21 protein-coding genes are annotated in these 22,360 nt (G+C 71.1%); 9 read left to right on the top strand and 12 right to left on the bottom strand.

What is annotated here, in order from left to right; all coding sequences use genetic code 11:
* Window positions 1-88: 88 nt before the first annotated feature.
* On the bottom strand, window positions 89-883 hold the full coding sequence (locus tag ACWD2L_RS20340; protein WP_351331087.1) for a metal-dependent hydrolase: 795 nt from the start codon (window positions 881-883) through the stop codon (window positions 89-91).
* A gap of 52 nt (window positions 884-935) precedes the next feature.
* Between ACWD2L_RS20340 and ACWD2L_RS20335 the strand changes: the two genes are divergently transcribed.
* Together ACWD2L_RS20335 and ACWD2L_RS20330 are read left to right on the top strand one after the other, a co-directional pair.
* Window positions 936-3,590 carry a DEAD/DEAH box helicase gene (locus ACWD2L_RS20335; RefSeq protein ID WP_351331088.1) on the top strand — a complete coding sequence of 885 codons (2,655 nt, stop codon included), beginning with the start codon at window positions 936-938 and terminating at the stop codon, window positions 3,588-3,590.
* Window positions 3,591-3,672: 82 nt separating this feature from the next.
* Window positions 3,673-4,545: an acyl-CoA thioesterase gene (locus ACWD2L_RS20330; protein ID WP_351331089.1), complete on the top strand. Its 873-nt coding sequence runs from the start codon at window positions 3,673-3,675 to the stop codon at window positions 4,543-4,545.
* Between the two features lie 62 nt (window positions 4,546-4,607).
* Here ACWD2L_RS20330 and ACWD2L_RS20325 read toward each other — a convergent pair whose 3' ends face one another.
* Both ACWD2L_RS20325 and ACWD2L_RS20320 read right to left on the bottom strand, forming a co-directional pair.
* The gene (locus tag ACWD2L_RS20325; RefSeq protein WP_351331090.1) at window positions 4,608-5,471 is read right to left on the bottom strand and encodes a DUF6397 family protein; all 864 of its coding nucleotides are present in this window, start codon (window positions 5,469-5,471) and stop codon (window positions 4,608-4,610) included.
* 143 nt (window positions 5,472-5,614) lie between these two features.
* Complete coding sequence (locus tag ACWD2L_RS20320; protein ID WP_351331091.1) at window positions 5,615-6,031, bottom strand: roadblock/LC7 domain-containing protein; 417 nt, start codon at window positions 6,029-6,031, stop codon at window positions 5,615-5,617.
* Window positions 6,032-6,150: 119 nt separating this feature from the next.
* Here ACWD2L_RS20320 and ACWD2L_RS20315 point away from each other — a divergent pair, with 119 nt between their 5' ends.
* Window positions 6,151-6,579 (top strand): PPOX class F420-dependent oxidoreductase, encoded by a 429-nt coding sequence (locus ACWD2L_RS20315; RefSeq protein ID WP_351331092.1) that lies wholly within the window; start codon window positions 6,151-6,153, stop codon window positions 6,577-6,579.
* An 18-nt stretch (window positions 6,580-6,597) separates the two neighbouring features.
* On the opposite strand, the gene ACWD2L_RS20310 is transcribed toward ACWD2L_RS20315, so the two are convergent.
* The 5 genes from ACWD2L_RS20310 to ACWD2L_RS20290 form a co-directional block, all read right to left on the bottom strand.
* Window positions 6,598-7,206, bottom strand: a complete 609-nt coding sequence (locus tag ACWD2L_RS20310) for a GTP-binding protein (protein WP_351331093.1) — start codon at window positions 7,204-7,206, stop codon at window positions 6,598-6,600.
* A complete protein-coding gene (locus tag ACWD2L_RS20305) occupies window positions 7,187-7,582 on the bottom strand; it encodes a DUF742 domain-containing protein (protein WP_351331094.1) in 396 nt (131 codons plus the stop codon). The genes ACWD2L_RS20310 and ACWD2L_RS20305 overlap by 20 nt, the downstream gene beginning before the upstream one ends.
* 17 nt (window positions 7,583-7,599) lie before the next feature.
* Window positions 7,600-8,040, bottom strand: a complete 441-nt coding sequence (locus ACWD2L_RS20300) for a roadblock/LC7 domain-containing protein (protein WP_351331095.1) — start codon at window positions 8,038-8,040, stop codon at window positions 7,600-7,602.
* The gene (locus ACWD2L_RS20295) at window positions 8,037-10,562 is read right to left on the bottom strand and encodes a sensor histidine kinase (protein ID WP_351331096.1); all 2,526 of its coding nucleotides are present in this window, start codon (window positions 10,560-10,562) and stop codon (window positions 8,037-8,039) included. Before ACWD2L_RS20295 ends, ACWD2L_RS20300 begins: the two co-directional genes overlap by 4 nt.
* 66 nt (window positions 10,563-10,628) lie before the next feature.
* Window positions 10,629-11,402, bottom strand: a complete 774-nt coding sequence (locus tag ACWD2L_RS20290) for an MHYT domain-containing protein (RefSeq protein WP_351331097.1) — start codon at window positions 11,400-11,402, stop codon at window positions 10,629-10,631.
* A 230-nt stretch (window positions 11,403-11,632) separates the two neighbouring features.
* Between ACWD2L_RS20290 and ACWD2L_RS20285 the strand changes: the two genes are divergently transcribed.
* The 3 genes from ACWD2L_RS20285 (at window position 11,633) to ACWD2L_RS20275 (ending at window position 13,719) form a co-directional block, all read left to right on the top strand.
* The gene (locus tag ACWD2L_RS20285) at window positions 11,633-12,235 is read left to right on the top strand and encodes a class I SAM-dependent methyltransferase (RefSeq protein WP_351331098.1); all 603 of its coding nucleotides are present in this window, start codon (window positions 11,633-11,635) and stop codon (window positions 12,233-12,235) included.
* A 154-nt stretch (window positions 12,236-12,389) separates the two neighbouring features.
* Window positions 12,390-12,677, top strand: coding sequence for a hypothetical protein (locus ACWD2L_RS20280; protein WP_351331099.1), 288 nt, complete (start codon window positions 12,390-12,392; stop codon window positions 12,675-12,677).
* A 202-nt stretch (window positions 12,678-12,879) separates the two neighbouring features.
* Window positions 12,880-13,719 carry a hypothetical protein gene (locus ACWD2L_RS20275; protein ID WP_351331100.1) on the top strand — a complete coding sequence of 280 codons (840 nt, stop codon included), beginning with the start codon at window positions 12,880-12,882 and terminating at the stop codon, window positions 13,717-13,719.
* A 60-nt stretch (window positions 13,720-13,779) separates the two neighbouring features.
* Here ACWD2L_RS20275 and ACWD2L_RS20270 read toward each other — a convergent pair whose 3' ends face one another.
* Together ACWD2L_RS20270 and ACWD2L_RS20265 are read right to left on the bottom strand one after the other, a co-directional pair.
* Entirely contained in the window at window positions 13,780-13,962 is a 183-nt protein-coding gene (locus tag ACWD2L_RS20270; RefSeq protein ID WP_326020142.1) for a hypothetical protein, read from the bottom strand.
* A gap of 148 nt (window positions 13,963-14,110) precedes the next feature.
* A complete protein-coding gene (locus ACWD2L_RS20265; protein ID WP_351331101.1) occupies window positions 14,111-15,166 on the bottom strand; it encodes a fatty acid desaturase family protein in 1,056 nt (351 codons plus the stop codon).
* Between the two features lie 345 nt (window positions 15,167-15,511).
* Here ACWD2L_RS20265 and ACWD2L_RS20260 point away from each other — a divergent pair, with 345 nt between their 5' ends.
* Window positions 15,512-18,331 carry a DEAD/DEAH box helicase gene (locus ACWD2L_RS20260; RefSeq protein WP_351331102.1) on the top strand — a complete coding sequence of 940 codons (2,820 nt, stop codon included), beginning with the start codon at window positions 15,512-15,514 and terminating at the stop codon, window positions 18,329-18,331.
* Entirely contained in the window at window positions 18,328-19,599 is a 1,272-nt protein-coding gene (locus tag ACWD2L_RS20255; RefSeq protein ID WP_351331103.1) for an SWIM zinc finger family protein, read from the top strand. Before ACWD2L_RS20260 ends, ACWD2L_RS20255 begins: the two co-directional genes overlap by 4 nt.
* A 30-nt stretch (window positions 19,600-19,629) precedes the next feature.
* Here the strand turns inward: ACWD2L_RS20255 and ACWD2L_RS20250 are convergent, their stop codons facing one another.
* Window positions 19,630-20,856, bottom strand: a complete 1,227-nt coding sequence (locus ACWD2L_RS20250) for an acyl-CoA dehydrogenase family protein (RefSeq protein ID WP_351331104.1) — start codon at window positions 20,854-20,856, stop codon at window positions 19,630-19,632.
* A 161-nt stretch (window positions 20,857-21,017) separates the two neighbouring features.
* Here ACWD2L_RS20250 and ACWD2L_RS20245 point away from each other — a divergent pair, with 161 nt between their 5' ends.
* Complete coding sequence (locus ACWD2L_RS20245) at window positions 21,018-21,671, top strand: TetR family transcriptional regulator (protein ID WP_351331105.1); 654 nt, start codon at window positions 21,018-21,020, stop codon at window positions 21,669-21,671.
* A gap of 105 nt (window positions 21,672-21,776) precedes the next feature.
* Here ACWD2L_RS20245 and def read toward each other — a convergent pair whose 3' ends face one another.
* Entirely contained in the window at window positions 21,777-22,316 is a 540-nt protein-coding gene (def, locus tag ACWD2L_RS20240) for a peptide deformylase (RefSeq protein WP_351331106.1), read from the bottom strand.
* Between the last annotated feature and the right edge of the window lie 44 nt (window positions 22,317-22,360).

Below are 22,360 nucleotides of genomic sequence, written 5' to 3'. Positions count from 1 at the left end.
GGGTCGACCTGGTGGACGACTCCGGCCGGGTCTGGTCGTCCGCCGACCTGGGCGGCTGACGGCCGGCCGTGCGCGGGCCGGCCTTCGGTCAGATGAAGTTCAGCGCGGCCGCGCACCCCACGCCGCCGGCCAGCATGAACACCGGCATGAGCACCTTCAGCTCGATCCAGCTGCCGGCCCGGAACCGCATCAGCTTCGGCGGTCCGATGGGGTACCAGCGCTTGCGGCCGATCGGGATGGGCCACAGGATCGGGCAGCCCGAGACGGTGAGGGCGTCCCCGATGTCGTGCACCAGCGCACCGAGCACGATCGGCAGGCCCAGCCACAGGTACTCCTGGCCGGGGTCCGTGAACAGCCAGTCCGAACCGTTGCCGGGCTGGTCCAGGATCCCCGCGAGTATCCACGCGCTGGTCGCCGCGAGCAGCCATACGAGGATGTCGCTGCTGGAGCCGCGTGCCGCCCGCCACAGCAGTCCCTCGATGGCGAGCACCATGTGCACGAAGAGGATCCCGAGGACGGCCCAGCGGCCGCAGAAGATTGCCAGGGCCGAGGCGCCCGCCCCGATCAGGACCGCCCACAGCCACGTGTGGGTGAGCGTGCGGTGGCCGCCGGAGCGGCGCGGGTCGGCCGTCGACCGGGTGGCCTTGTAGACGCCGTACGAGAGTTTGTCGACGATTTCGCAGAGGGCGTGTGAGATCGGGCCGAAGGCGCGCGAAATGGTCGCCGACTTGTGGTCGAGGTCGGGCGCGAGCGCGGCGCCCGCGCAGATCAGCGCTCCGACGAGGAGGACCGGCCATGGCATCGGGTACCCGGCCGCCGTTGTGGCCGCCCCCACCCCCAGCCAGGCCGCCGCTCCTGACAGCGAGTGTGCCGGTCCCATCATGGCTGTGTTCCGCCCCTGTTTCTGTTGTGTCGGCCGCACGCGATGTGCCGACATGTCGCTTATTGCTGCGCCGAGTTGGCCCGTGAGGGCCCCGCGCGTGCTGACGCCCCGTCGGCGACCCAGCGTAGCCTTCGTGATCTTCGCTCGGACATCCGATTGCCGGATCGAGCCGGAAGGCAGGCAAGATGGTGCCGTGACCCTTATCGATCAGCTCCCGAAGACCCCGGACCCGGACGCCCTCTACGACGCCTTCGAGTCGTGGTCCCAGGAGCGTGGGCTCACCCTCTATCCCCACCAGGAAGAGGCGCTGATCGAGGTGGTGTCCGGCGCGAACGTGATCGTTTCGACGCCTACCGGGTCCGGCAAGTCCATGATCGCCGCCGGAGCGCACTTCGCCGCGCTCGCACGGGACGAGGTCACCTTCTACACGGCACCGATCAAGGCGCTGGTGTCGGAGAAGTTCTTCGAGCTGTGCAAGCTCTTCGGTACGGAGAACGTCGGCATGCTGACCGGCGACGCCTCCGTGAACGCGGACGCGCCCGTCATCTGCTGCACCGCCGAGGTCCTCGCCTCCATCGCGCTGCGCGACGGCGCGCAGGCCGACATCGGCCAGGTCGTGATGGACGAGTTCCACTTCTACGCGGAGGGGGACCGCGGCTGGGCCTGGCAGATTCCGCTGCTCGAGCTGCCGCAGGCGCAGTTCATCCTGATGTCGGCGACGCTCGGCGACGTCGCCATGTTCGAGAAGGACCTCACGCGCCGCACCGGCAGGACCACGTCCGTGGTCCGCTCGGCCACGCGCCCCGTGCCGCTCTCCTACGAGTACCGGCTCACGCCGATCACCGAGACGCTCACCGAGCTCCTGGAGACCAAACAGGCGCCCGTCTACATCGTGCACTTCACGCAGGCGCAGGCGGTCGAGCGCGCGCAGTCGCTGATGAGCATCAACATGTGCACGCGCGCGGAGAAGGACCAGATCGCCGAGCTGATCGGCAACTTCCGGTTCACCACCAAGTTCGGCCGCAACCTGTCCCGTTACGTACGCCATGGCATCGGTGTGCACCACGCCGGCATGCTGCCGAAGTACCGCCGCCTGGTGGAAAAGCTCGCCCAGGCTGGCCTGTTGAAGGTCATCTGCGGCACCGACACCCTCGGCGTCGGCGTCAACGTGCCCATCCGCACGGTGTTGTTCACCGCCCTCACCAAGTACGACGGCACGCGCGTGCGGACTCTGCGCGCACGGGAGTTCCACCAGATCGCGGGCCGTGCGGGCCGCGCCGGATTCGACACGGCCGGCCTCGTCGTGGCGCAGGCTCCGGAGCACGTCATCGAGAACGAGAAGGCCCTCGCGAAGGCGGGCGACGACGCCAAGAAGCGCCGCAAGGTCGTCCGTAAGAAGGCTCCCGATGGCTTCGTCGCCTGGTCGGAGAGCACCTTCGAGAAGCTGATCGGCTCCGAGCCGGAGCCGCTCATCTCGCGCTTCCGTGTCACGCACACGATGCTCCTGTCGGTCATCGCCCGTCCGGGCAATGCCTTCGACGCGATGCGCCACCTCCTCGAGGACAATCACGAGCCGCGCAAGGCGCAGCTGCGGCACATCCGCCGGGCCATCGCGATCTACCGCTCGCTTCTGGACGGCGGCATCGTCGAGAAGCTGGACACACCGGATCCGACCGGCCGCATCGTGCGCCTGACCGTCGACCTGCAGCAGGACTTCGCGCTCAACCAGCCGCTGTCGACGTTCGCCCTCGCCTCGTTCGACCTGCTCGACCAGGAGTCGCCCTCGTACGCCCTGGACATGGTGTCCGTCGTGGAGTCCACGCTCGACGACCCGCGGCAGATCCTGCACGCCCAGCAGAACAAGGCGCGCGGCGAGGCCGTGGCGCTGATGAAGGCGGACGGGGTCGAGTACGAGGACCGCATGGAGCGCCTCCAGGACATCTCGTACCCGAAGCCTCTGGAAGAGCTGCTCTTCCACGCCTACGACACGTACCGGCAGAGCCACCCGTGGGTCGGCGATCACCCGCTGTCGCCGAAGTCCGTGATCCGCGACATGTACGAACGCGCCATGACCTTCACGGAGTTCGTGTCCCACTACGAACTCGCCCGCGTCGAGGGGATCGTCCTGCGCTACCTGGCGAGCGCGTACAAGACGCTCGACCACACGGTGCCCGACGACCTGAAGTCGGAGGACCTGGAGGACCTGATCGCCTGGCTCGGCGAGATGGTGCGCCAGGTCGACTCCAGCCTTCTGGACGAGTGGGAGCAGCTCGCCAACCCGGGTGAGATGACCGCCGAGGAAGCCCAGGAGAAGGCCGACCAGGTCAAGCCGGTCACGGCGAACGGGCGCGCGTTCCGGGTCCTCGTCCGTAACGCCATGTTCCGCCGCGTCGAACTCGCGGCGCTCGACAACGTCGAGGAACTCGGCGAGTTGGACGGCGAATCGGGCTGGACCGCGGATGCCTGGGGCGACGCGATGGACAAGTACTGGGACGAGTACGAGGACCTCGGTACCGGCCCCGACGCGCGCGGCCCCAAGCTGCTCATGATCGAGGAGGACCCGGAGCACGGGCTGTGGAAGGTGCGCCAGACCTTCGCGGACCCCAACGGCGACCACGACTGGGGCATCAGCGCCGAGGTCGACCTCGCGGCCTCCGACGCCGAGGGCCGTGCCGTCGTCCGGGTCACGGACGTCGGCCAGTTGTAGATCCAAGGACGGTCGGACGGTAGGTTCCGGCCGCGCCCCTGCACCGGAGTCCTCCGGTCGCACACACGAGAGAGAACACCCCATGACGAATCCTGCGGAGAAGCTCGTCGACCTGCTCGACCTGGAGCAGATCGAGGTCAACATCTTCCGCGGACTCAGCCCGGACGAGTCCCTCCAGCGCGTCTTCGGCGGGCAGGTGGCGGGCCAGGCCCTGGTGGCTGCGGGACGCACCACCGAGGGCGACCGCCCCGTGCATTCGCTGCACGCGTACTTCATCCGTCCGGGCCGCCCCGGCGTGCCGATCGTGTACCAGGTCGAGCGGATGCGCGACGGGCGCTCGTTCACCACGCGACGTGTCACCGCCGTGCAGCAGGGCCGCACGATCTTCAATCTCACCGCCTCCTTCCACAAGCCCGAAGAGGGTGCCTTCGAGCACCAGTTGCCGCCGGCCCGGCAGGTGCCGGACCCGGATTCGCTGCCGACGATCGCCGACGAGGTGCGGGGCCATCTGGGCGCGCTGCCCGATGCCCTGGAGCGGATGGCCCGCCGGCAGCCCTTCGACATCCGCTATGTCGACCGGCTGCGCTGGTCGCCCGAGGACATCGAGGCGGCCGAGCCGCGCAGCGCGGTGTGGATGCGTGCCGTGGGCCCCCTCGGCGACGATCCGCTCGTGCACACCTGCGCGCTCACCTACGCGAGCGATATGACGCTGCTCGACGCGGTGCGTCTGCCGATCGAACCGCTGTGGGGCCCGCGCGGCTTCGACATGGCATCGCTCGACCACGCCATGTGGTTCCACCGTCCTTTCCGTGCCGATGAGTGGTTCCTGTACGACCAGGAGTCGCCGATCGCGACGGGCGGCCGCGGCCTTGCCCGTGGCCGCATCTACGACACGGAGGGCCGCCTGCTGGTCTCCGTGGTCCAGGAAGGGCTGTTCCGCAAGCTCGAGGGCTGACCGGAGGCGAGGCCGGCTCGGGTTCGTGCAGGGCGGTCGAACCGGCGGGGCCGCGCGGCGGTTCAGTCTCCTCTTCCGGTGAGGCGGGCCCACAGGCTCCGCGGCCTCGCCTCCGGGGGTTCGGCCATGGGCTCCGGCGACGTTTCCGGCAGGGCCGCCGGGGGCTCCATGTGGCCGGCGGGCCGTGGGGCCGGGCGCCGCCTGCGAGCCTCCTCCAGGTTGAGCAGCAGGTTCCCGCGCAGCCAACTGATCTCGTCCGGGTCGTCGGCGGTCAGGATGCGCTGGACGATCGCGGCGTTCGGCGACTCCGGTGCTCCGTACCAGAATTCGTCCGGCCGCAGCCGCTGCAGATGGGCCCGCTCGTACGGGCTCGCGACGAGTTCCGCGAGATGCGCCGGGTCCAGGAGTGTGGCGACGGCCGCCGCTCGTTCCCACGGGCCGTCGGCCTGCCCGAGCAGATACCCGGCGTGCCTGGCCCGCCAGTTCTTCGGCCGCAGATCGGCGCCGGCCCGCAGCCTGGCACGCACCCTGTCGGGCGCCCGCCCCGTCAGGAGCGGCCCGTTGACCTCGGCCCCCGCGAACTCCCGTAGCTCCTGGGCGAGGTACAGCCACACCACCGTCCGGTACCGGTTGACGTAGAACTTCGCGGGCGTCAGCATCCCGGCGCGAGCCAGCCTGGTGAAACGGGTCGACGGGATGTCCATGAGCTCGGCACCCTCTGTCGTGCCCACCACCCTGACCTGATCGAGCAGTGTGTTCGGGAATCCCTCGGCCGCACGGATGCGGTCGATCTCCTCGCGCGGGACGCGGCGTCGGCCGCCGCCCGGAGCCGGGACGGTTCGGATGCGGCCCAACCGGACGGCCAGGTCGAACTCGCCGCGTTTCAGCCCCAGTTCTCGCGCCGCGCTGCTCTGGGGCCTGGTCATGATGTCGCCTTGCACGATGGTTCTCCCCCGTCTGCGAATCAGACGCGGTCACTCTCCGTGACCGCTCGAGAGAACCGTAGCCCGGATCACCCGACCCCGTGCGAGCCTGTGGATAACCCCGCCGGACCGCGAGTTAACGCAGGTCAGAGGTCCGCGAGTGGACCCCGGTCCGGATTGCGCACGTCGACGGTGAGGTGTTCGCCGACCCGGTGCACCAACAGCGTCATTTCGTACGCGACCTGCCCGATGTCCGCCTCGGCCGCGCTGAGCACGCAGAGGCAGCTGCCCTCGCCCGCCGCGGTGACGAACAGCACCGCGTCGTCGAACTCGATCATCGTCTGGCGCACTCCGCCGGTGCCGAAGTACCGGCCGGAGCCCTTGGCGAGGCTGTGCAGTCCGGACGAGACAGCGGCGAGGTGCTCGGCGTCCTCGCGGCGCAGGCCCGTGCTCGCCCCTGTCACCAGGCCGTCGTTGGACAGGACCAGAGCGTGCCGCACATGTTCGACGCGCTGCGTCAGGTCGTCCAGCAGCCAACCCAGTCCTTCGTACTGCTGCCCCATGATCCCCTGTCCCCGCTTCCCTGTGGCTCCCCGCCCCGGAGGGGATCCGCTCCCCTGCCCGGAGGATCTCACTCGCAAGCCTTCCCCACCCTGGGCATCCGGGCAAGGAGGATGGGCGCATGGCACACAAGATGACCGATGAGCAATGGAAGGCCTTCGTCTCCGAGGGCACTCACACCGCCAAGTTGTCCACTGTGCGAGCCGACGGCAGCCCGCACATCGCGCCCGTCTGGTTCGTTCTCGACGGCGACGACATCGTGTTCAACACCAACAAGGACACGGTCAAGGGCCGCAATCTGGCCCGGGACGAGCGGGTCGCCCTCTGCGTCGACGACGAGCGGCCCCCGTTCTCGTTCGTGTCGATCCAGGGCCGCGCCGAACTCAGCGAGGACCCGGACGAACTGCTGGATTCGGCCACCAGGATCGGCGGCCGCTACATGGGTGCGGACCGCGCCGAGGAGTTCGGCCGGCGCAACGCGGTGCCGGGTGAACTCGTCGTCCGCGTACGGGTCGAGAAGGTCGTGGCGCTGGGCGACATGACCGGCTGAACGGGCCGGCCACGAGCCTCAGCCCACGGAGTCGAGCAGCCGGGCGGAGTGCATGCGCCCGGCGTACTCGACCAGTCTGATCAGTACCTCCTTCCCCGAGTCACGGTCACGCGCGTCGCACAGCACCACGGGGGTCCCGCGGTCGAGGTCCAGGGCGCGGGCCACGTCCTGCGCCCCGAAGGCCCTGCTGTCCGCGAAGCAGTTCACCGCCACGACGAACGGGATGTGCCGGTGCTCGAAGTAGTCCACGGCGGGGAAGCAGTCCTCGAGCCGCCGCGTGTCCGCGAGGACCACGGCGCCGAGCGCGCCCTGCGAGAGCTCGTCCCAGAGGAACCAGAAGCGGTCCTGGCCCGGCGTGCCGAACAGGTAGAGCGACAGGCCTGACCTGATGGTGATGCGGCCGAAGTCCATGGCGACGGTCGTGGTGGTTTTGCGTTCGACCGCCCCGGTGTCGTCCACGTGCTGGCCCAGTTCGCTCAGGCGCTCCTCGGTGCGCAGCGGCCTGATCTCGCTGACCGCGCCGACCAGGGTGGTCTTGCCCACTCCGAATCCGCCCGCGACCAGTATCTTCAGGGCCAGGGCGGCGGTGGGCCCTTCGGCCGTGGTGTCAGAGTGCTCTGAGTCCATCGATGACTTCTCTCAGGATCTTCTCGTCAGGTAGCTGTGCCGGCGGCACCGGCCTGCTGACCTTCACGCAGGCCAGTTCAAGCAGGTCGCCGAGGAGCACACGGACCACGCCCACGGGCACATCGGTGCCCGCGGCCAGTTCGGCGACCGTCTGGGTCTCCGTGCGGCACAGGTCGATGATCGACCTGTGCTCGGGACCGAGGCCGGTGTCTTCGTGGGCGCCTGGCGCCGCGGTGTCGAGCGTCACCAGGGCGATCAGGTCGAAGTGTGCTCCCTGTGGCCCCGGCGCGGTGCGTCCACCGGTCATCGCGTAGGGGCGGACCAGGGGCCCGGCCTCTTGGTCGAACCACTGGCTTCCGGGGTCGTTGTCGTTCATGTCGCCGACCGTGCCCGTCAACTCGCGGTGGGCGGCTGCCCGGCGGCTCTCGGGGCCGTGTAGAGGTGTTCGCCGACCCTCTTGACCAGGCGAGCCATCTCGTAGGCGACGAGGCCGATATCGGCGGTGCCGGTGCTCAGGACAGCGAGGCAGGAACCGTCGCCTGCGGCCGCAACGAAGAGGAAACCTTCATCCATCTCGACCATGGTCTGCCGCACCCCGCCCGCACCGAAGTGCCGCCCCGTGCCCTTGGCGAGACTGTTGAAGCCGGAGGCGACGGCCGAGAGGTGTTCGGCGTCCTCCCTGCGCAGGCCGCTGGAGGCGCCGACGGCGAGCCCGTCGTTGGAGAGGATCACGGCATGCCGCAGTTCGGGCACTCGAAGCACCAAGTCATCAAGGAGCCAGTCGAGTTCACCGGAACCATGGGCCGTGCCCGTGGTACTCGATTCCTTGATCATGCGGGATCTCCTTCATGGGTGTCGGGGCCGGGCGGGCGGCCACCGCCTCTGGCCCAGCCGTCCCGGAAGGAGGCCATCCGGGCCCGGACCTGTTCGGGGGTGCGCTCGTCCGGTGCGGGTACGCGCGCAGGGGGCGTCGGTTCGGTCGGCCGCTCGCGCAGTTGGGGCGCGAGGCTGGCCTGACGTATGCGGCGCGGGAGGCCGTCGGGGGGTGCGGCCGAATCGTTGCCGGGGTGTTCGGGATGTTCTGGATGCGCGGGCTCCGGCGGAGTGCGCAGGCGCAGCGCGGTGACGCCCGGCGGATGCCGGGGGCTCTCGGTCTCCGCCGAGGGGGCGAGCGCCGGGCGGGGCACCTGCGCGGGGACGGGGTGGCTGTCGTTCATCGGTGCCGCTTCGGGCTCGGGCACGCGCGCGTAGCGGCGCTCTTCCTGGGACAGTTGGTGCGCGTCTTGGGTGCTCGGCCCGATCTCGCCGTCCTTGTGCAGCAAGGGAGTGGGCAGGAGGACGACGGCGGTGGTGCCCCCGTATGGAGACGTTCGCAGGTGCACCTTGATGTCGTGGCGTTTGGCGAGTCTGCTGACCACGAAGAGGCCGAGCTGGTCGCTGTCGAACAGGTCGAGGGCTTCCGAGTGCCCGATGCGCTGATTGGCCTCGGCGAGGGTCTCCTTGCCCATGCCGAGGCCGCGGTCCTCGATCTCGATCGCGTACCCGTTACCGACGGGCTCGCCACTGATACGCACCTTGGTGTGCGGGGGCGAGAACTGGGCGGCGTTCTCGACGAGTTCGGCCACCAGGTGGGTGAGGTCCGCGACGGCGGCGCCGGACACTTGGGCGGCGGAGAGGTGGCGCACCTCCACGCGCGCGTAGTCCTCGATCTCGGAGACCGCGGCCCGTACGACGTTCGTCAGCGGGACGGGCTGTCGCCAGGCGCGACCCGGCGCCGCTCCGGAGAGGATGATCAGGCTCTCCGCGTGGCGGCGCATCCTTGTGGTGAGGTGATCGAGCCGGAACAGGTCGCCGAGTTCGCTCGGGTCGTCGGCGCGGCGCTCCATGCTGTCCAGGAGACCGAGTTGACGGTGGACGAGGACCTGGCTGCGGCGGGCGAGGTTGACGAAGACCCCGGAGATGCCGCTGGCGAGTTCGGCGCGCTCCACAGCGGCGTACAGGGCCGCGCGGTGCACGGTGGTGAGCGCCTCGGACACCTGGCCCGTCTCGTCCTCCGCGGGCGGACCCTCGGGGGCTTCGGCCGCCACGTCGATCTCGTCACCGGCCCGCAACCTGCGCATGGTGTCGGGCAGTTTGCGGCGGGCGATCTCCAGTGCGGTGTTGCGCAGGCTGACCAGTTCGACGACGAGGCCGCGGCCGATGCGCACGGAGATCACCAGTGAGGCCGCCACGGCGACGAGTCCGAGCAGGACGGCCGCTCCCGCCGGAGTGAGCAGTCCGCGGGTGAGCGGGTCCGCGCGGACCGCGGCGTCGCGTGCGGCGTCCGCCTCGATGGCACGCATGCGGCCCTGTACGGTCGCGTACGCCGTGTTCCAGGAGCCGGCGGACGCGGCGGCGAGCGCCTTCCCGCCCGGTTCCGCGATGAGGGTGCGGTCCTCGACGGCGCGCACGTCGCCGTAGGCGCGGCCTGCCGCCAGGCGCTTCCAGGCGGCTCGTTCGGGCCCGCGCAGGTCGCTCGCGGCCGTGCCGATCAGGTTCTTGCGGGTCTCCACCGCCCCGGTGAACAGCCGCAGGCGCTGGCCGTCCAGGGAACCGGCCAGGCGTGCGCCGACGAGCACCGCGTTCTCCCGGGCGAGCATCTCGCCGGAGCGGCCGAACTCCAGGAGCACGCGCGCGTCGGAGCCGAGTTCGGAGTCCTGGATGCCGGTGAGTGAACCGCTGACCGCGAAGGCGCTGTCGACGGTCCTGGTGTACTGCCCGTATGCGTCGTCCCAGCCGGTGCGCCGATCTCGCACGGCCTTGCGCACGCTACTTAGGTGCTCGACGCCGGCGACGAACGACTCCAGCCGGCCGGCCACCGCACGCGGGAGGTCCGCTCCGTCAGCGACCGTGCCGTCCTTGCCGATGCGCAGGGCCGAGACGGCGCGGTCCGTGGCGGCCGCACGCCTCGTGAAGTCGTCGCCGCGGCCCGCGGTGGGCTCGGTGGCGTAGGAGACGGCTGCGGTGCGTTCGGCCTGCAGGGCGGCCACGGACGCGCCCACGGGTGCGCGCACCGCCTCGTCGACCCGCTGCAACTGCCGCAGCCGCGCGATGTCCTGGGCGGTGCTCACGGTGGCGAAGCCCCACAGGGCGATCAGCGAGACGACGGGCACCATCAGGAGGCAGATGATTTTCGCCCGGACCGTACGCGGACGCAGATTCACGGTTCCCGCGCGCGCGGGGGGCGGCCTGCGGGGCTCCGGCTCCTCCAGGACGTCTTCGTTTGCGGGCAGCCCGGCGTGCGCACGCCGTCCGCGCGCGGGGGCCGAACTCTCGTGCACGGGGCCGGAGCCGGGGGTTCTGCGGGGCGGGCGCATGGCCTCCTCGATCGGGGTCGGGGCACCTTCGCGCTACTGGTGCCGGGCCGGTGGCGGTGCGGTGGGTCAGGGAGTCTGGTGCTCCAGCGGGCGCTGCGCCGACGTGGAAGCCTCCCTCTCGTCCGCGGTCGGGGACAGCGCGACGAACGCCGAGGTCAAGAAGAGGTAGGAGCCGAGCCCCACGGCCAGCGGGAAGATGAACTGCATCGGCGTGGCCCCGGCGATCTCCGCCGTGGAGGGGCTCACCCGCACGCTCACCGCCATCATCCCGGTGTAGTGCATGCTGCTCACGGCGCCGCCCATGACGAGGGAGGCGACCGCGACGGCGCCCGGCGACTTGATGTTGAGGGCGGCCCACAATGCGGCGGTCGCCGCGACGACGGCGATCACCACGGAGAGGGCGACCAGCAGCGGGTCGTAGCCGACCTGCCCGTGCAGGCGCAGGGCCGCCATCCCCAGGTAGTGCATGCTGGCCACGCCGAGGCCCGTCGTGAGGCCGCCCAGGACCAGCGCGCGCCCGCGCTCGCCGTGATGGCCGACCGCGAAGACGCCGACGCCGACGACGGTCACCGCGACGACCAGGCTGAGGATCGTCAGCGGAACGTTGTAGCGGATCTCGGTGCCGGTGACGGTGAAGCCGAGCATCGCCACGAAGTGCATGGTCCAGATGCCGGTGCCGATGGCGGAGGCGGCGGTGAGCAGCCAGTTGCGCCGAGCGCGCCCCGTGGTGTTCAGGGCACGCACGGTGCAGCGCAGTCCGAGCGCGGCGCCGATGCAGGCCATCGCGTACGACAGCACGGGGGTGAGCCAACCGAAGGTGGCGTGGTCCAGGTGTCCCATGGGTCAGGGACGCTATGCCGGTGGGGGCGTACAACAGGGGCGCAGTCCGAAAGGTTTTGGAATACGGAGGAGATGCGGTTCGGATCGGTCGCCGGAGAGTCGAACATGCGCACCGCACGTGCATGCGATGTCTCCGACGAAGAAGAGGACCTTTCGATCCCGTGTCCCCCACTCGTGTCACAGGACGTGCCTGGGCGCCGCTGTCAGTGCGCTGCGCAATCATGGAGCGCATGAGCGATGACGCCACGCGTGTGCAGGAGTTCTTCACGGCAAGGGCCGCCGGCTGGGACGCCCGTTTCCCCGACGACGGTCCGGCCTACGCGTCCGCGGTGGCCGCGTTGGGGCTGCGTCCCGGAGGCCGTGTGCTCGACGCGGGCTGCGGCACGGGGCGGGCGCTGTCGCCGCTGCGCGCGGCCGTGGGGCCCTCCGGAGTGGTCCTGGGCGCCGATCTGACAGCGGCCATGCTGGAGCGCGCCGTACGGGCGGGTAGGGACACCGAGGGGCAGTTGCTGCGCACGGACGTGGCCCGGCTGCCGCTGCGTACCGGCGTACTGGACGCGGTGTTCGGTGCCGGGCTCATCTCGCACTTGCCGCAACCGGCCGCGAATCTGCGGGAGTTGGCGCGTGTGGTGCGCCCCGGCGGGCTGCTCGCACTTTTCCACCCGATCGGCCGGGCCGCCCTCGCCGCCCGTCACGGCCGTGCGCTCACGCCGGACGACCTGCGCGCCGAGCCCAATCTGCGCCCGCTGCTGGCCGCCGCCGGCTGGCGCATGACCTCGTACGCCGACGAGGACGAGCGCTTCCTGGCACTCGCGGTACGGGAGGAGGACTGAGCGCGCTCATGTGACCGAGCGTCACGGTCAAAGGCCGGAAAACCGGGCCCACCGAGCACCACCGCGCGGGATCCGCTCCGCGGCCTGGTCTGTCACCATGGCCGCAACTGCGCGACACACGTTGGCGGTTACGGGCAGGGGGACGGTGGCGTCCATGATCGATCGGGTCCGCAAGGCGTGGAGGACATGGCGCGAGGACGGCGGCTCGCCGAGCAGGAGGGAGCGTGCGCACAATCTCTTCGAAGCGGCTGCCGCCTACGTGGTGGGGTGCGTCGAGGACGACCAGGAGCGTGCCGACGAGGCGGCGGGCTGGGTCGAGCCGAGTGCCCTGGCCTTCGGGGTCAACGAGTTGGCCTGCAGGGCCGTCATCGCCCTCGCACGGGAACGCGACGAGCCGCCACGAACCGTCGCCCGCGGCCTCCTTGGACTGCCCGCCGGCTGACCCCACACGCGCGAGGCACAGATGCCCCATGCTCGCGAGGCACACACGTCGGGCACGGGATGTCGACACTTTACTCACGGCAGGGCTACAGGAGCTGAACCGCTGCCGATTTTCCTGGTCATCGACCATGGACCCCCCTGTACGGCACCATCGGACACTGGCTAAGGTCTCGCCGGTGGAACGAAGTTCAGGGGAGGCTGGCGTGGCCGGAGTGGACGAAGCAGCGGTCGAAGGGGACGACGCGCTGTACGTGCTGACGGCGGTGTTGCTGACGCCTGCGAAGTTCCCGAGCGTGCTCGGGGACGACTACCCGGAGGCATGCGAGGTCCTGGGGCTCGCACCGTTGGCCGATGGGTACGGCCTGGTGCTCGGCCAGGACGGACAGGGCGCCCGCTGGACCGTCGTGGTCGACGACGTGTCGCTGGTCGCCGTCGCCATCGCGTCGTGGGACTGCGGCATGGAGTACGAACTCTCGCCCGATGAGGCCAGCATGGTCGCCGCGCTGCCGGGCTGGCCGCTCGCGCTCGCCGTCGCGGCCCCGGGCGTCCCCGCGCCGCACGATCCCGAGCCCGACCCCGAGTACGCCGACGCGCCGCCGCTGACGCCGCCCGACACGGAGACGTGGGGGCCGGCCCAACGACGTCTGGGGGCAGACGAGATAGCCCTTCAGTGGGCGGTGTGGCGGGAACAGCTCGACGACTCCCAGTTCGCCACGGAGGAGGACGCGGAGGCGCCTCAGGAGGGCGACGCGGCGGAGGCCGGGCCGAGCGGATCCCAGCCGGGCATCCGGCGAGTCCTCTCGGAGGTACGCGGGTACGTGGACGCGCCGCCGCCGCTGGGCCGCGTGCGCTCCTCGTTCGCCTCCGGCGACGCGCGGACGCTGCGCGCCGACGGTCCCGGCTGGTCGATGGTCGCGCGGACCGACGACATCGCCTTCGTGCTCCTCGACGACGAGCCGGGCGAGGTGCTGCCGGTCGGCCGCGGCCGGGAGCTGCCGAGCCTGCTCGAAGCACTCGACAAGATGGCCGTCCGCCCTACGTGAACCGCCGGAGCCGCACGGGACGCTCGCGCCCCGCACGGCTCCGACCGTCACAAGGTCCCCTCAGCGGCCCAGTTCCTTGCGCGAGACGCGGCGCAACCTGCGCCGCTGTGAGGGGTCCAGCATCAGGTACGCGGCGGCGGGCGCGCCCAGCACGATGAGCAGGGCCGCCCACCAGGGCAGCCAGATCAGCAGGATGATGCCGACCGCCACACCTCCCGCGGCGATCTTCGCGTTCTTCGACATGTGTGTGGCCTCCTTCGGGGCGGCCCGCCCTCGCCTGAGTGGAGCGGACCCGCCTCTGCTGTGAGAAACGGGCCCACGTCGCCCGCAGTTCCGTCGCCTGACCCTGAGACATCCCTGATTTCACGCCGTCGCACACGACGGGGGGTCCTCAGATGTCGGCCCGCAGCGGCTCTCCCACTTCATACATGTGGCGCAGTGCCTGGCGGTAGGAGTCGACAAGCCCTGTCTCCACGAAGGGGATGCCGAGCCCGCGGCAGTGGGCCTTCACCATGGGTTGGGCGAGGCGCAGGTGGGGGCGGGGCATGCTCGGGAACAGGTGGTGCTCGATCTGGTAGTTGAGGCCACCGAGGAACCAGTCGGTCAGTGGGCCGCCCTTGATGTTGCGCGAGGTAAGGACCTGGCGGCGCAGGTGGCCCCACTTGTCGCCGTCCGGGTCCGGCATCTCCATGCCCTTGTGGTTGGGGGCGAACGCCATACCCAGATGCAGCCCGAACAGGGCCTGGTGGAGCGCGGCGAAGACGAGTGCGTGGCCGATCGGCATGGTGGTGAGGAGCAGCGTGAGGTAGCCGACCACGTGCGCGATCAGGAACGCGCCCTCCACGAGACGTTCGCGGCCGCTCTGGCGGCGCAGGTCCTGGAATCCGGACACCTTGAGGGCGATGCCTTCGAGCAGGGTGAGCGGGAAGAAGAGCCAGGCCTGGTGGCGGGTGAGCCAGCCGCGGAACCCCGCGCGCGTGGCGGCCTGTTTGCTGGTGAAGACGAGTACGTCGGCGGCGACGTCGGGGTCCTTCTCGATGTGGTTCGGGTTGGCGTGGTGCCGGTTGTGCTTGTCGTTCCACCAGGAGTAGCTCATGCCGAGCAGGAGGTTGCCGTGGACCAGGCCGATCAGCCGACTCACCGAGCGGTTCCCGGTGATCTGGGCGTGGCCCGCGTCATGTCCGACGAAGGCGGTGCGTGCGCACAGCATCGCGAGGACCGGTGCGAGGGCGAGCACCCACCACGAGCCGCCGAGGAGGGCCATGCCCGTGACGACGGCGCCCAGGCAGAGGGCGTTGACCACGATGGTGCGCACGTACCAGCCGGTGCGTCGCTCCAGCAGGCCCTGCCCCTTGATGGCGCGCAGCAGGGGCGTGAACTCGCTTCCCCCTTCGGGGGAGGTCGGCCTGGTGGCGGGTTCCGGCAGGGTTCCGACGGCCGAGGGCATGACGGTCTCCGGTCTGTGGTGGGTGAGGTCGATGCGGCGGGCTATGCGTCGCCCGACCACTAGGAAACCTATGGATCACGTGCCTTGATCGGCCATGGCGCCACCACCCGAGTACCGACTGGGTTCCCCCCACCTCGGCAGGGGGGGGTAAGCCCCACCCTTAAGGGTCAGGTGATTCAGGTCACGACATATGGAGGCCCGTCCGACAGATCCGGGGGTGTACCCTCGGCGCCTCCAGGGTGAGTAGTCAAGTTTGATGAACACGAGGACGTCGCCATCTCCGAGCACACCCACACCGCTCCGCCCACCCCCTCCGAGATCACCGAACTCGCGCGCTGCGGCGTCGTGTTCACCCCCTCCGACCCGGCCCGCACGTCGACCGTCGCCTTCTGGCGCCCCGAAGGCGGCGAGCCGCCACTACCGGACGCGGGCACCCGCGGCGAGCTGCACCTCGCGCTGCCCGGCGAGGACTCCGTGGAGCGGGTGACCGTACCGGCCGTCACCCTGCCCGTGCGCGCCGCGCTGCCGGTGCTCACCCGCGCGCGTAACACCGCGGACGCCGACCCGACGGCGGCCTTCTGGGGAGCGGCCGGTTTCCTGGCGCTCCAACTCGTCGCCCGCGGCCTGCTGTTGCCGGGGGTGAGCCCCGAGGGGCACGACGCGTGGCGCGCAGGCCCGCTGGGGGCCGACGACCTCGACCGGGTCCGGGAGCTGGCCGCCGCGATGCCGCCCGAGGCGCACGCCGTGCCGCTGGACGGGAACGAGCCGCCGCGCCTGCACACCCCGGAGCGGCTGCTGCGCGCGTTCCTGGACGCGGTGACCGACGCCCTGCCGCGCTCCCCCGCCGCCGCGCACGCCGCCGGCGCACCCGCGTTCGCGGCACGGGAACCGCAACGGGTGCCCGAGCTGCGCCCGTGGGCGGGGGATGTCGCGGCGGGGCTCGACGCGGGGGTGCGGATCTCGCTGCGCGTGGAGGTCCCCGGACTCGAACAGATCGCGGACGACGAGCCCCGCGTCCCGTTCCGCGCGGTGCTTCAACTGCACAGCGTCAGCGATCCCACGCTGATCGCGGACGCTGCACAGGTGTGGGCCGGGTCCGGAACCTCGGGGCGGGCCTTCGGCGACCGGGCCCGTATGGACGCGTTGTTGGCGCTGCGCCGCGCCACGCGCGCGTGGACACCGCTCGCGCCCTTGCTCTCCGCGGCCGTGCCGGACGCCGTCGAACTGGCCGACGAGGAGGTCACGGAGCTGCTCGGCGAGGGCGCGCGGGCGTTGTCCGCGGCCGGCGTCGAGGTGCACTGGCCCAAGGAGCTGGCCCGCAAGCTGACGGCCCGCGCGGTGATCGGCCCGGTCGAGGGAGAGGCCGGAGACGAGGGCGAGGGCGCCGACGGCCTGTCCTCCGGCGCCCCGTCCTTCCTGTCGGCCGACGCGCTGCTGGCGTTCGACTGGCGGTTCGCCCTCGGCGGCCAGGAGTTGAGCCGCGCGGAGCTGGACGTGCTCGCCGAGGCGAACCGTCCCGTCGTACGGCTGCGCGACCAGTGGGTGCTGATCGATCCGGCGGAGGCCCGCCGCGCCCGCTCCCACCAGGACCGCAAGGTCACCCCGGTCGACGCGCTGAGCGCCGTTCTCACGGGCTCGGCGGAGGTCGAGGGTCGCCGGGTCGACGTGCGGCCCACGGGCTGGCTCACGGCCCTGCGGGACCGCCTCACCGACCCCGAGGGCATGGCGGCGGTCGGCCAACCGGCCGCGCTCGACGCCGACTTGCGCGACTACCAGCTGCGCGGGCTCAACTGGCTCGCCCACATGACTTCGTTGGGCCTCGGCGCCTGCCTCGCCGACGACATGGGCCTCGGCAAGACGATCACGCTGATCGCACTGCACCTGCACCGCCAGAGCGCCCCGGAGAGCGCCGGGCCGACGCTCGTGGTCTGCCCGACGTCCCTGATGGGCAACTGGCAGCGCGAGATCGAGAAGTTCGCGCCCGGCACCCCGGTACGCCGCTTCCACGGCGGTCGACGCTCCCTGGAGAAACTCGCGGACGGGGAGTTCGTGCTCACCACCTACGGCACGATGCGCCTCGACGCCGCCCAACTCGGCACCGCTGCCTGGGGGATGCTCGTCGCCGACGAGGCGCAGCACGTGAAGAACCCCTACTCCGCGACGGCCAAGGAGCTGCGCACCATCGGCGCACGCGCACGCGTGGCGCTCACCGGCACCCCGGTCGAGAACAACCTCTCCGAGCTGTGGGCCCTCCTCGACTGGACGACGCCCGGTCTCCTTGGCCGCCTCGGCACGTTCCGCACGCGCTACGCCCAGGCGATCGAGGGCGGCAAGGACCCGGCGGCCGCGGAGCGTCTGGCCAAACTCGTCGGGCCCTTCTTGTTGCGTCGGCGCAAATCCGATCCCGGCATCGCACCGGAGCTGCCGCCCAAGACCGAGACGGATCGTGCGGTGTCCCTCACCGCCGAACAGGCGGGCCTCTACGAAGCCGTGGTCCGCGAGACGCTCGCGGAGATCTCCGGGGCGGCGGGATTCGAACGGCGCGGACTCATCGTCAAGCTCCTCACCGGCCTCAAGCAGATCTGCAACCACCCGGCGCAGTACCTCAAGGAGGACAAGCCCCGCATCACCGGCCGCTCCGGAAAGCTGGAACTCCTCGACGAGCTCCTGGACACGATCCTGGCCGAGGACGCCGGCGTGCTGATCTTCACGCAGTACGTACAGATGGCCCGCCTTGTGGAGCGGCACCTGGCGGCCCGCGGCGTCCCGGTGATGTTCCTCCACGGAGGCACCCCGGTCGCGGAGCGCGAGGCCATGGTGCGGCGCTTCCAGGAGGGCGAGGTCCCCGTGTTCCTGCTCTCGTTGAAGGCCGCGGGGACGGGGCTCAACCTCACGCGCGCGGAGCACGTCGTGCACTACGACCGCTGGTGGAACCCGGCCGTGGAGGCGCAGGCCACCGACCGCGCGTACCGCATCGGGCAGACCAGGCCGGTGCAGGTGCACCGGCTGATCGCCGAGGGCACGATCGAGGACCGCATCGCGCAGATGCTGGTCCGCAAGCAGGAGTTGGCGGACGCGGTGCTCGGCTCCGGCGAGGCGGCGCTGACCGAACTCACCGACGCGGAACTGGCGGACCTGGTCGAGCTGCGAGGGGGCACCCGATGAGCCACATGGAAGACGAGATGCGCACGTTCGCGGCGCTGCCGCCCGCGCACGGGCGGGGCTTCGCGCACACCTGGTGGGGGCAGGCCTGGTTGAAGGCCCTGGAGGACACCGCACTCGACACCGCGCAGCTGAAGGCGGGGCGCCGCCTCGCGCGCGCGGGGGCGGTGGGCGCGGTGTCGGTCCTGCCGGGTCGCATCACCGCGGTGGTGGAGGACCGCGGCGGCGCCACACACCGCTCGGACGTGCTGCTGCAGTGCCTGGACGAGGACGAGTGGGACGGCTTCCTGACGATGGCGGCCGCGCGGGCCGGACACATCGCGGCGCTTCTGGACCGCGACATGCCGCCGCACCTGGTGGAGGACGCCTCGGCGTCGGGTGTGGAACTCCTGCCGGGGATCGGCGACTTGGAGCCGCGCTGCGACTGCGACGCCTGGGACCACTGCGCGCACACGGCGGCGCTGAGCTATCAGCTCGCCCGTCTGCTGGACCAGGACCCGTTCGTGCTGCTCCTGCTGCGCGGGCGCGGCGAGCGCGCGTTGCTCGACGAGCTTCAGGTGCGCAGCACCGTACGCGCCGCACCGGAAGCGCCGCGCGAGGACCGGGAGGCCGAGGGCGTGGACGCGGCCGAGGCGTACGCGTCGGCGATCGTGCTGCCGCCGCTGCCGGGGCCGCCACCGCTACCCGACGAGCCCGGCCTGCCGCCGTCGCTCGACACGGAGACACCGGCGCCCGCGGGCACGGACGTCGAGGCGCTCGGCTTCCTCGGCGCGCGGGCAGCTGCCGAGGCGCACCGGCTGCTCGCGGAGGCGCTGTCCCCGGGACACGAACAGCGCCTTTCGTCACCGGAGTTGACCGTGCCGCAGGACGCCGTACGCCTGGCCTCCGCGGCCCCCGTGCCGCACATCCGGGCACGGCTCGCCGAGGTCGGTGGCCGCGGCCGGGAGGGCCTGACGCTCGCCGTGCACGCCTGGGAGTACGGGGGCGCCGCCGCACTCGACGTACTGGACGAGGAGTGGGCGCCTGACGCGGAAGGCCTGGCACGCGCGCGTGCCGCGCTCGACGCTGCCTGGGACGACGACGAGCGCCCCGACCTCAAGGCCGCCCGCGGCCGCTGGAGCACCGCCGACGGGCAGGCCCAACTGCGGCTCGGCCGGGACGGGCGCTGGTGGCCGTACCGCAAGCAGCGCGGCCGCTGGGCCCCCGCCGGACCGGCGACGTCCGACCCCGCCTCCGCGCTGGCCGGCGTCCTGGGCACCACGGACGCGTAGGCGAAGACGGGCTGATCGAAACGACAGTCCCTAGCGGATCGGCATGCCCGAGAGGGTGCGGGCGATGACCAGGCGCTGGATCTCGCTCGTGCCCTCGAAGATCGTGTAGATCGCGGCGTCGCGGTGCATGCGCTCCACGGGGTACTCGCGCGTGAAGCCGTTGCCGCCGAGGATCTGGACGGCCTGGGCGCTGACCTTCTTCGCGGTCTCGCTCGCGAACAGCTTGGACATGGAGCCCTCGGCGTTCTCGAACTTCTTGCCCGTGGACGCCATCCAGGAGGCACGCCACACCAAGAGGCGCGCGGCGTCGATCTGGGTGCGCATGTCGGCGAGCTGGAAGGCTACGCCCTGGTTGTCGATGATCGGGCGGCCGAACTGCTCGCGCGTCTTCGCGTACTCCAGGGCCTCCTCGTAGGCGGCGCGGGCCGTGCCGACCGCCATGGCGCCGACGGCGGGACGCGAGGCCTCGAAGGTGGCCATCGCGGCGTTCTTCACGCGCTCGCCGCCCTTCTTGGCCTTCTCGCGCGAGCGGGCGAGACGCTCGTCGAGCTTGTCCTTGCCGCCGAGCAGGCAGGAGCCGGGAACGCGGACGTTCTCCAGGACGACCTCTGCGGTGTGCGAGGCGCGGATGCCGTGCTTCTTGAACTTCTGGCCCTGGGACAGGCCGGGGGTGTTCGGCGGCACGATGAACGAGGCGTGCCCCTTGGAGCCGAGCTCCGCGTCCACGGAGGCGACCACCACGTGGACATTGGCGATGCCGCCGTTCGTCGCCCACGTCTTGGTGCCGTTCAGGACCCACTCGTCCTTGGCCTCGTCATAGACGGCACGCGTGCGCATCGCGGCGACATCGGAGCCCGCATCCGGCTCGGAGGAGCAGAAGGCGGCCACCTTCACATCGTTCACGTCGCCGTACATCTGCGGAATCCAGGTGCCGATCTGCTCCTCGGTCCCGTTGGCGAGCACGCCCACCGCGGCGAGGCCCGTGCCGACGATGGACAGGCCAATGCCCGCGTCGCCCCAGAACAGCTCCTCCATGGCCATCGGGATGCCGAGGCCCGACGGGTCGAAGAACTGCTGCGCGTAGAAGTCCAGGGAGTAGATTCCGAGCTTGGCCGCTTCCTGGATGACCGGCCAGGGGGTCTCCTCGCGCTCGTCCCACTCGGCGGCCGCGGGGCGGATCACATCGGCGGCGAAGCCGTGCAGCCAGTCCCGCACTTCCTTCTGCTCGTCGTTGAGATCCATGGTGAACTCGGCCATAACCCCTCCAGGGCGCACGCAATACTGTGTTACTTAAGGTAACTCGAGTCTGTTACTGACGAGTAGCCTCTGTCAACCTCCGAGTACGCGTTCGATACCGGATGTCCGGTGGGTGTTACCTTTCGCGTGCGTCAGGCAATCGCACGGGGCGGGGAGATTTCATGGAGACCACACAGCGGACCGATCAGCGCGCGGACCAACGGTCCGCCGCCGAGCGTCGGCGGCGCGAGCTGCTGGAGGCCGCGGACCGCGTGGTTCTCCGAGAGGGACCCGGCGCCTCGATGAACGCGATCGCGGCGGAGGCCGGGATCACCAAGCCGATCCTGTACCGGCACTTCGGCGACAAGGGCGGCCTCTACGCCGCGCTCGCCACGCGCCACACGGACGCACTGCTCGCCTCGCTGCGGGCCGCCCTGGACGCGCCCGCGGAGCGGCGCGAGCGCGTGGAGGCGACGCTCGACACGTACTTGGCGGCGATCGAGGCCCGCCCCCAGGTCTACCGCTTCCTGATGCATCCGTCGGAGGGCTCCCCCGCCGAATCCGGGTTCGACGTCGGACAGCACTCGGCGCCGCTGCTACGCCGCATGGGCGAGGAGCTGGCCGAGGTCATCGAGGAGCGCGTGGACCTCGGCCCCGGCAGCCAGCAGCTCGCGCGCGTCTGGGGGCACGGGATCGTCGGCATGATGCACGCCGCGGGCGACTGGTGGCTCGGCGACCGCCCGTGCGAGCGCGCCGAGTTGGTGCGCGGCCTCGCCGACCTGCTGTGGGGGCGGCTCGCCGCGGCGGGCGACAAGGCGGGCGGCCCCGCTTTCTGACCGGCCCGACGCCCCGTCAGCAGCCCACGTGGCCGACGTCGGCTCAGCAGCCCACGTGGCCGGCGCCGGCTCAGCAGCCCACGTGGCCGGCGCCGGCTCAGCAGCTCACGTGGCCCACGGCGCCTTCGCCGCCTGACGCAGCACCTTCCTGCGCCGCCATCCGGTGACCCGCTCCGTGTACGTACGCCCCTCCAAGTGGTCGCACTCGTGCTGGAGGCAGCGGGCGAACCAGCCCGTTCCGTGGATCACCAGCGGTTCGCCGCCAAGGTCGTGGCCCTCCACGCGCGCGTGGTCGAAGCGGGGCGTGCCCGCCTCGAGGCCGGGGAGCGACAGACAGCCCTCGGGGCCGCGGATCATCTCGCCGTCGGCCTCGACCAGGCGTGGGTTCACGACGTGGCCGACGTGGCGCACATCGTCGTCATCCTCACAGTCGAAGACGAAGACCCGCAGTCCCTCGCCGACCTGGTTCGCGGCGAGGCCCACCCCTTGCGCCGCGTACATCGTGGCGAACAGGTCCTCCACCAGGCGCGCGAGGGCCGGGCCGAAGTCCGTGACCTGCGCGCAGGGTTGGTGCAGCACGGTTTCACCGAGCAGGGTCAGGGGTCGTACGCGCCCTGAGGCGCCCGGGATCGAGCCGTGTCGCATGCCGGTAAGGGTACGGTCCTGAGTGCACCACGAAGCGCTGGTGG

The sequence above is a fragment of the Streptomyces sp. NPDC002754 genome (assembly GCF_053592315.1).
Note: the sequence above shows the minus strand (reverse complement) of the source record. Positions and strands in the feature narration are given on the sequence as shown.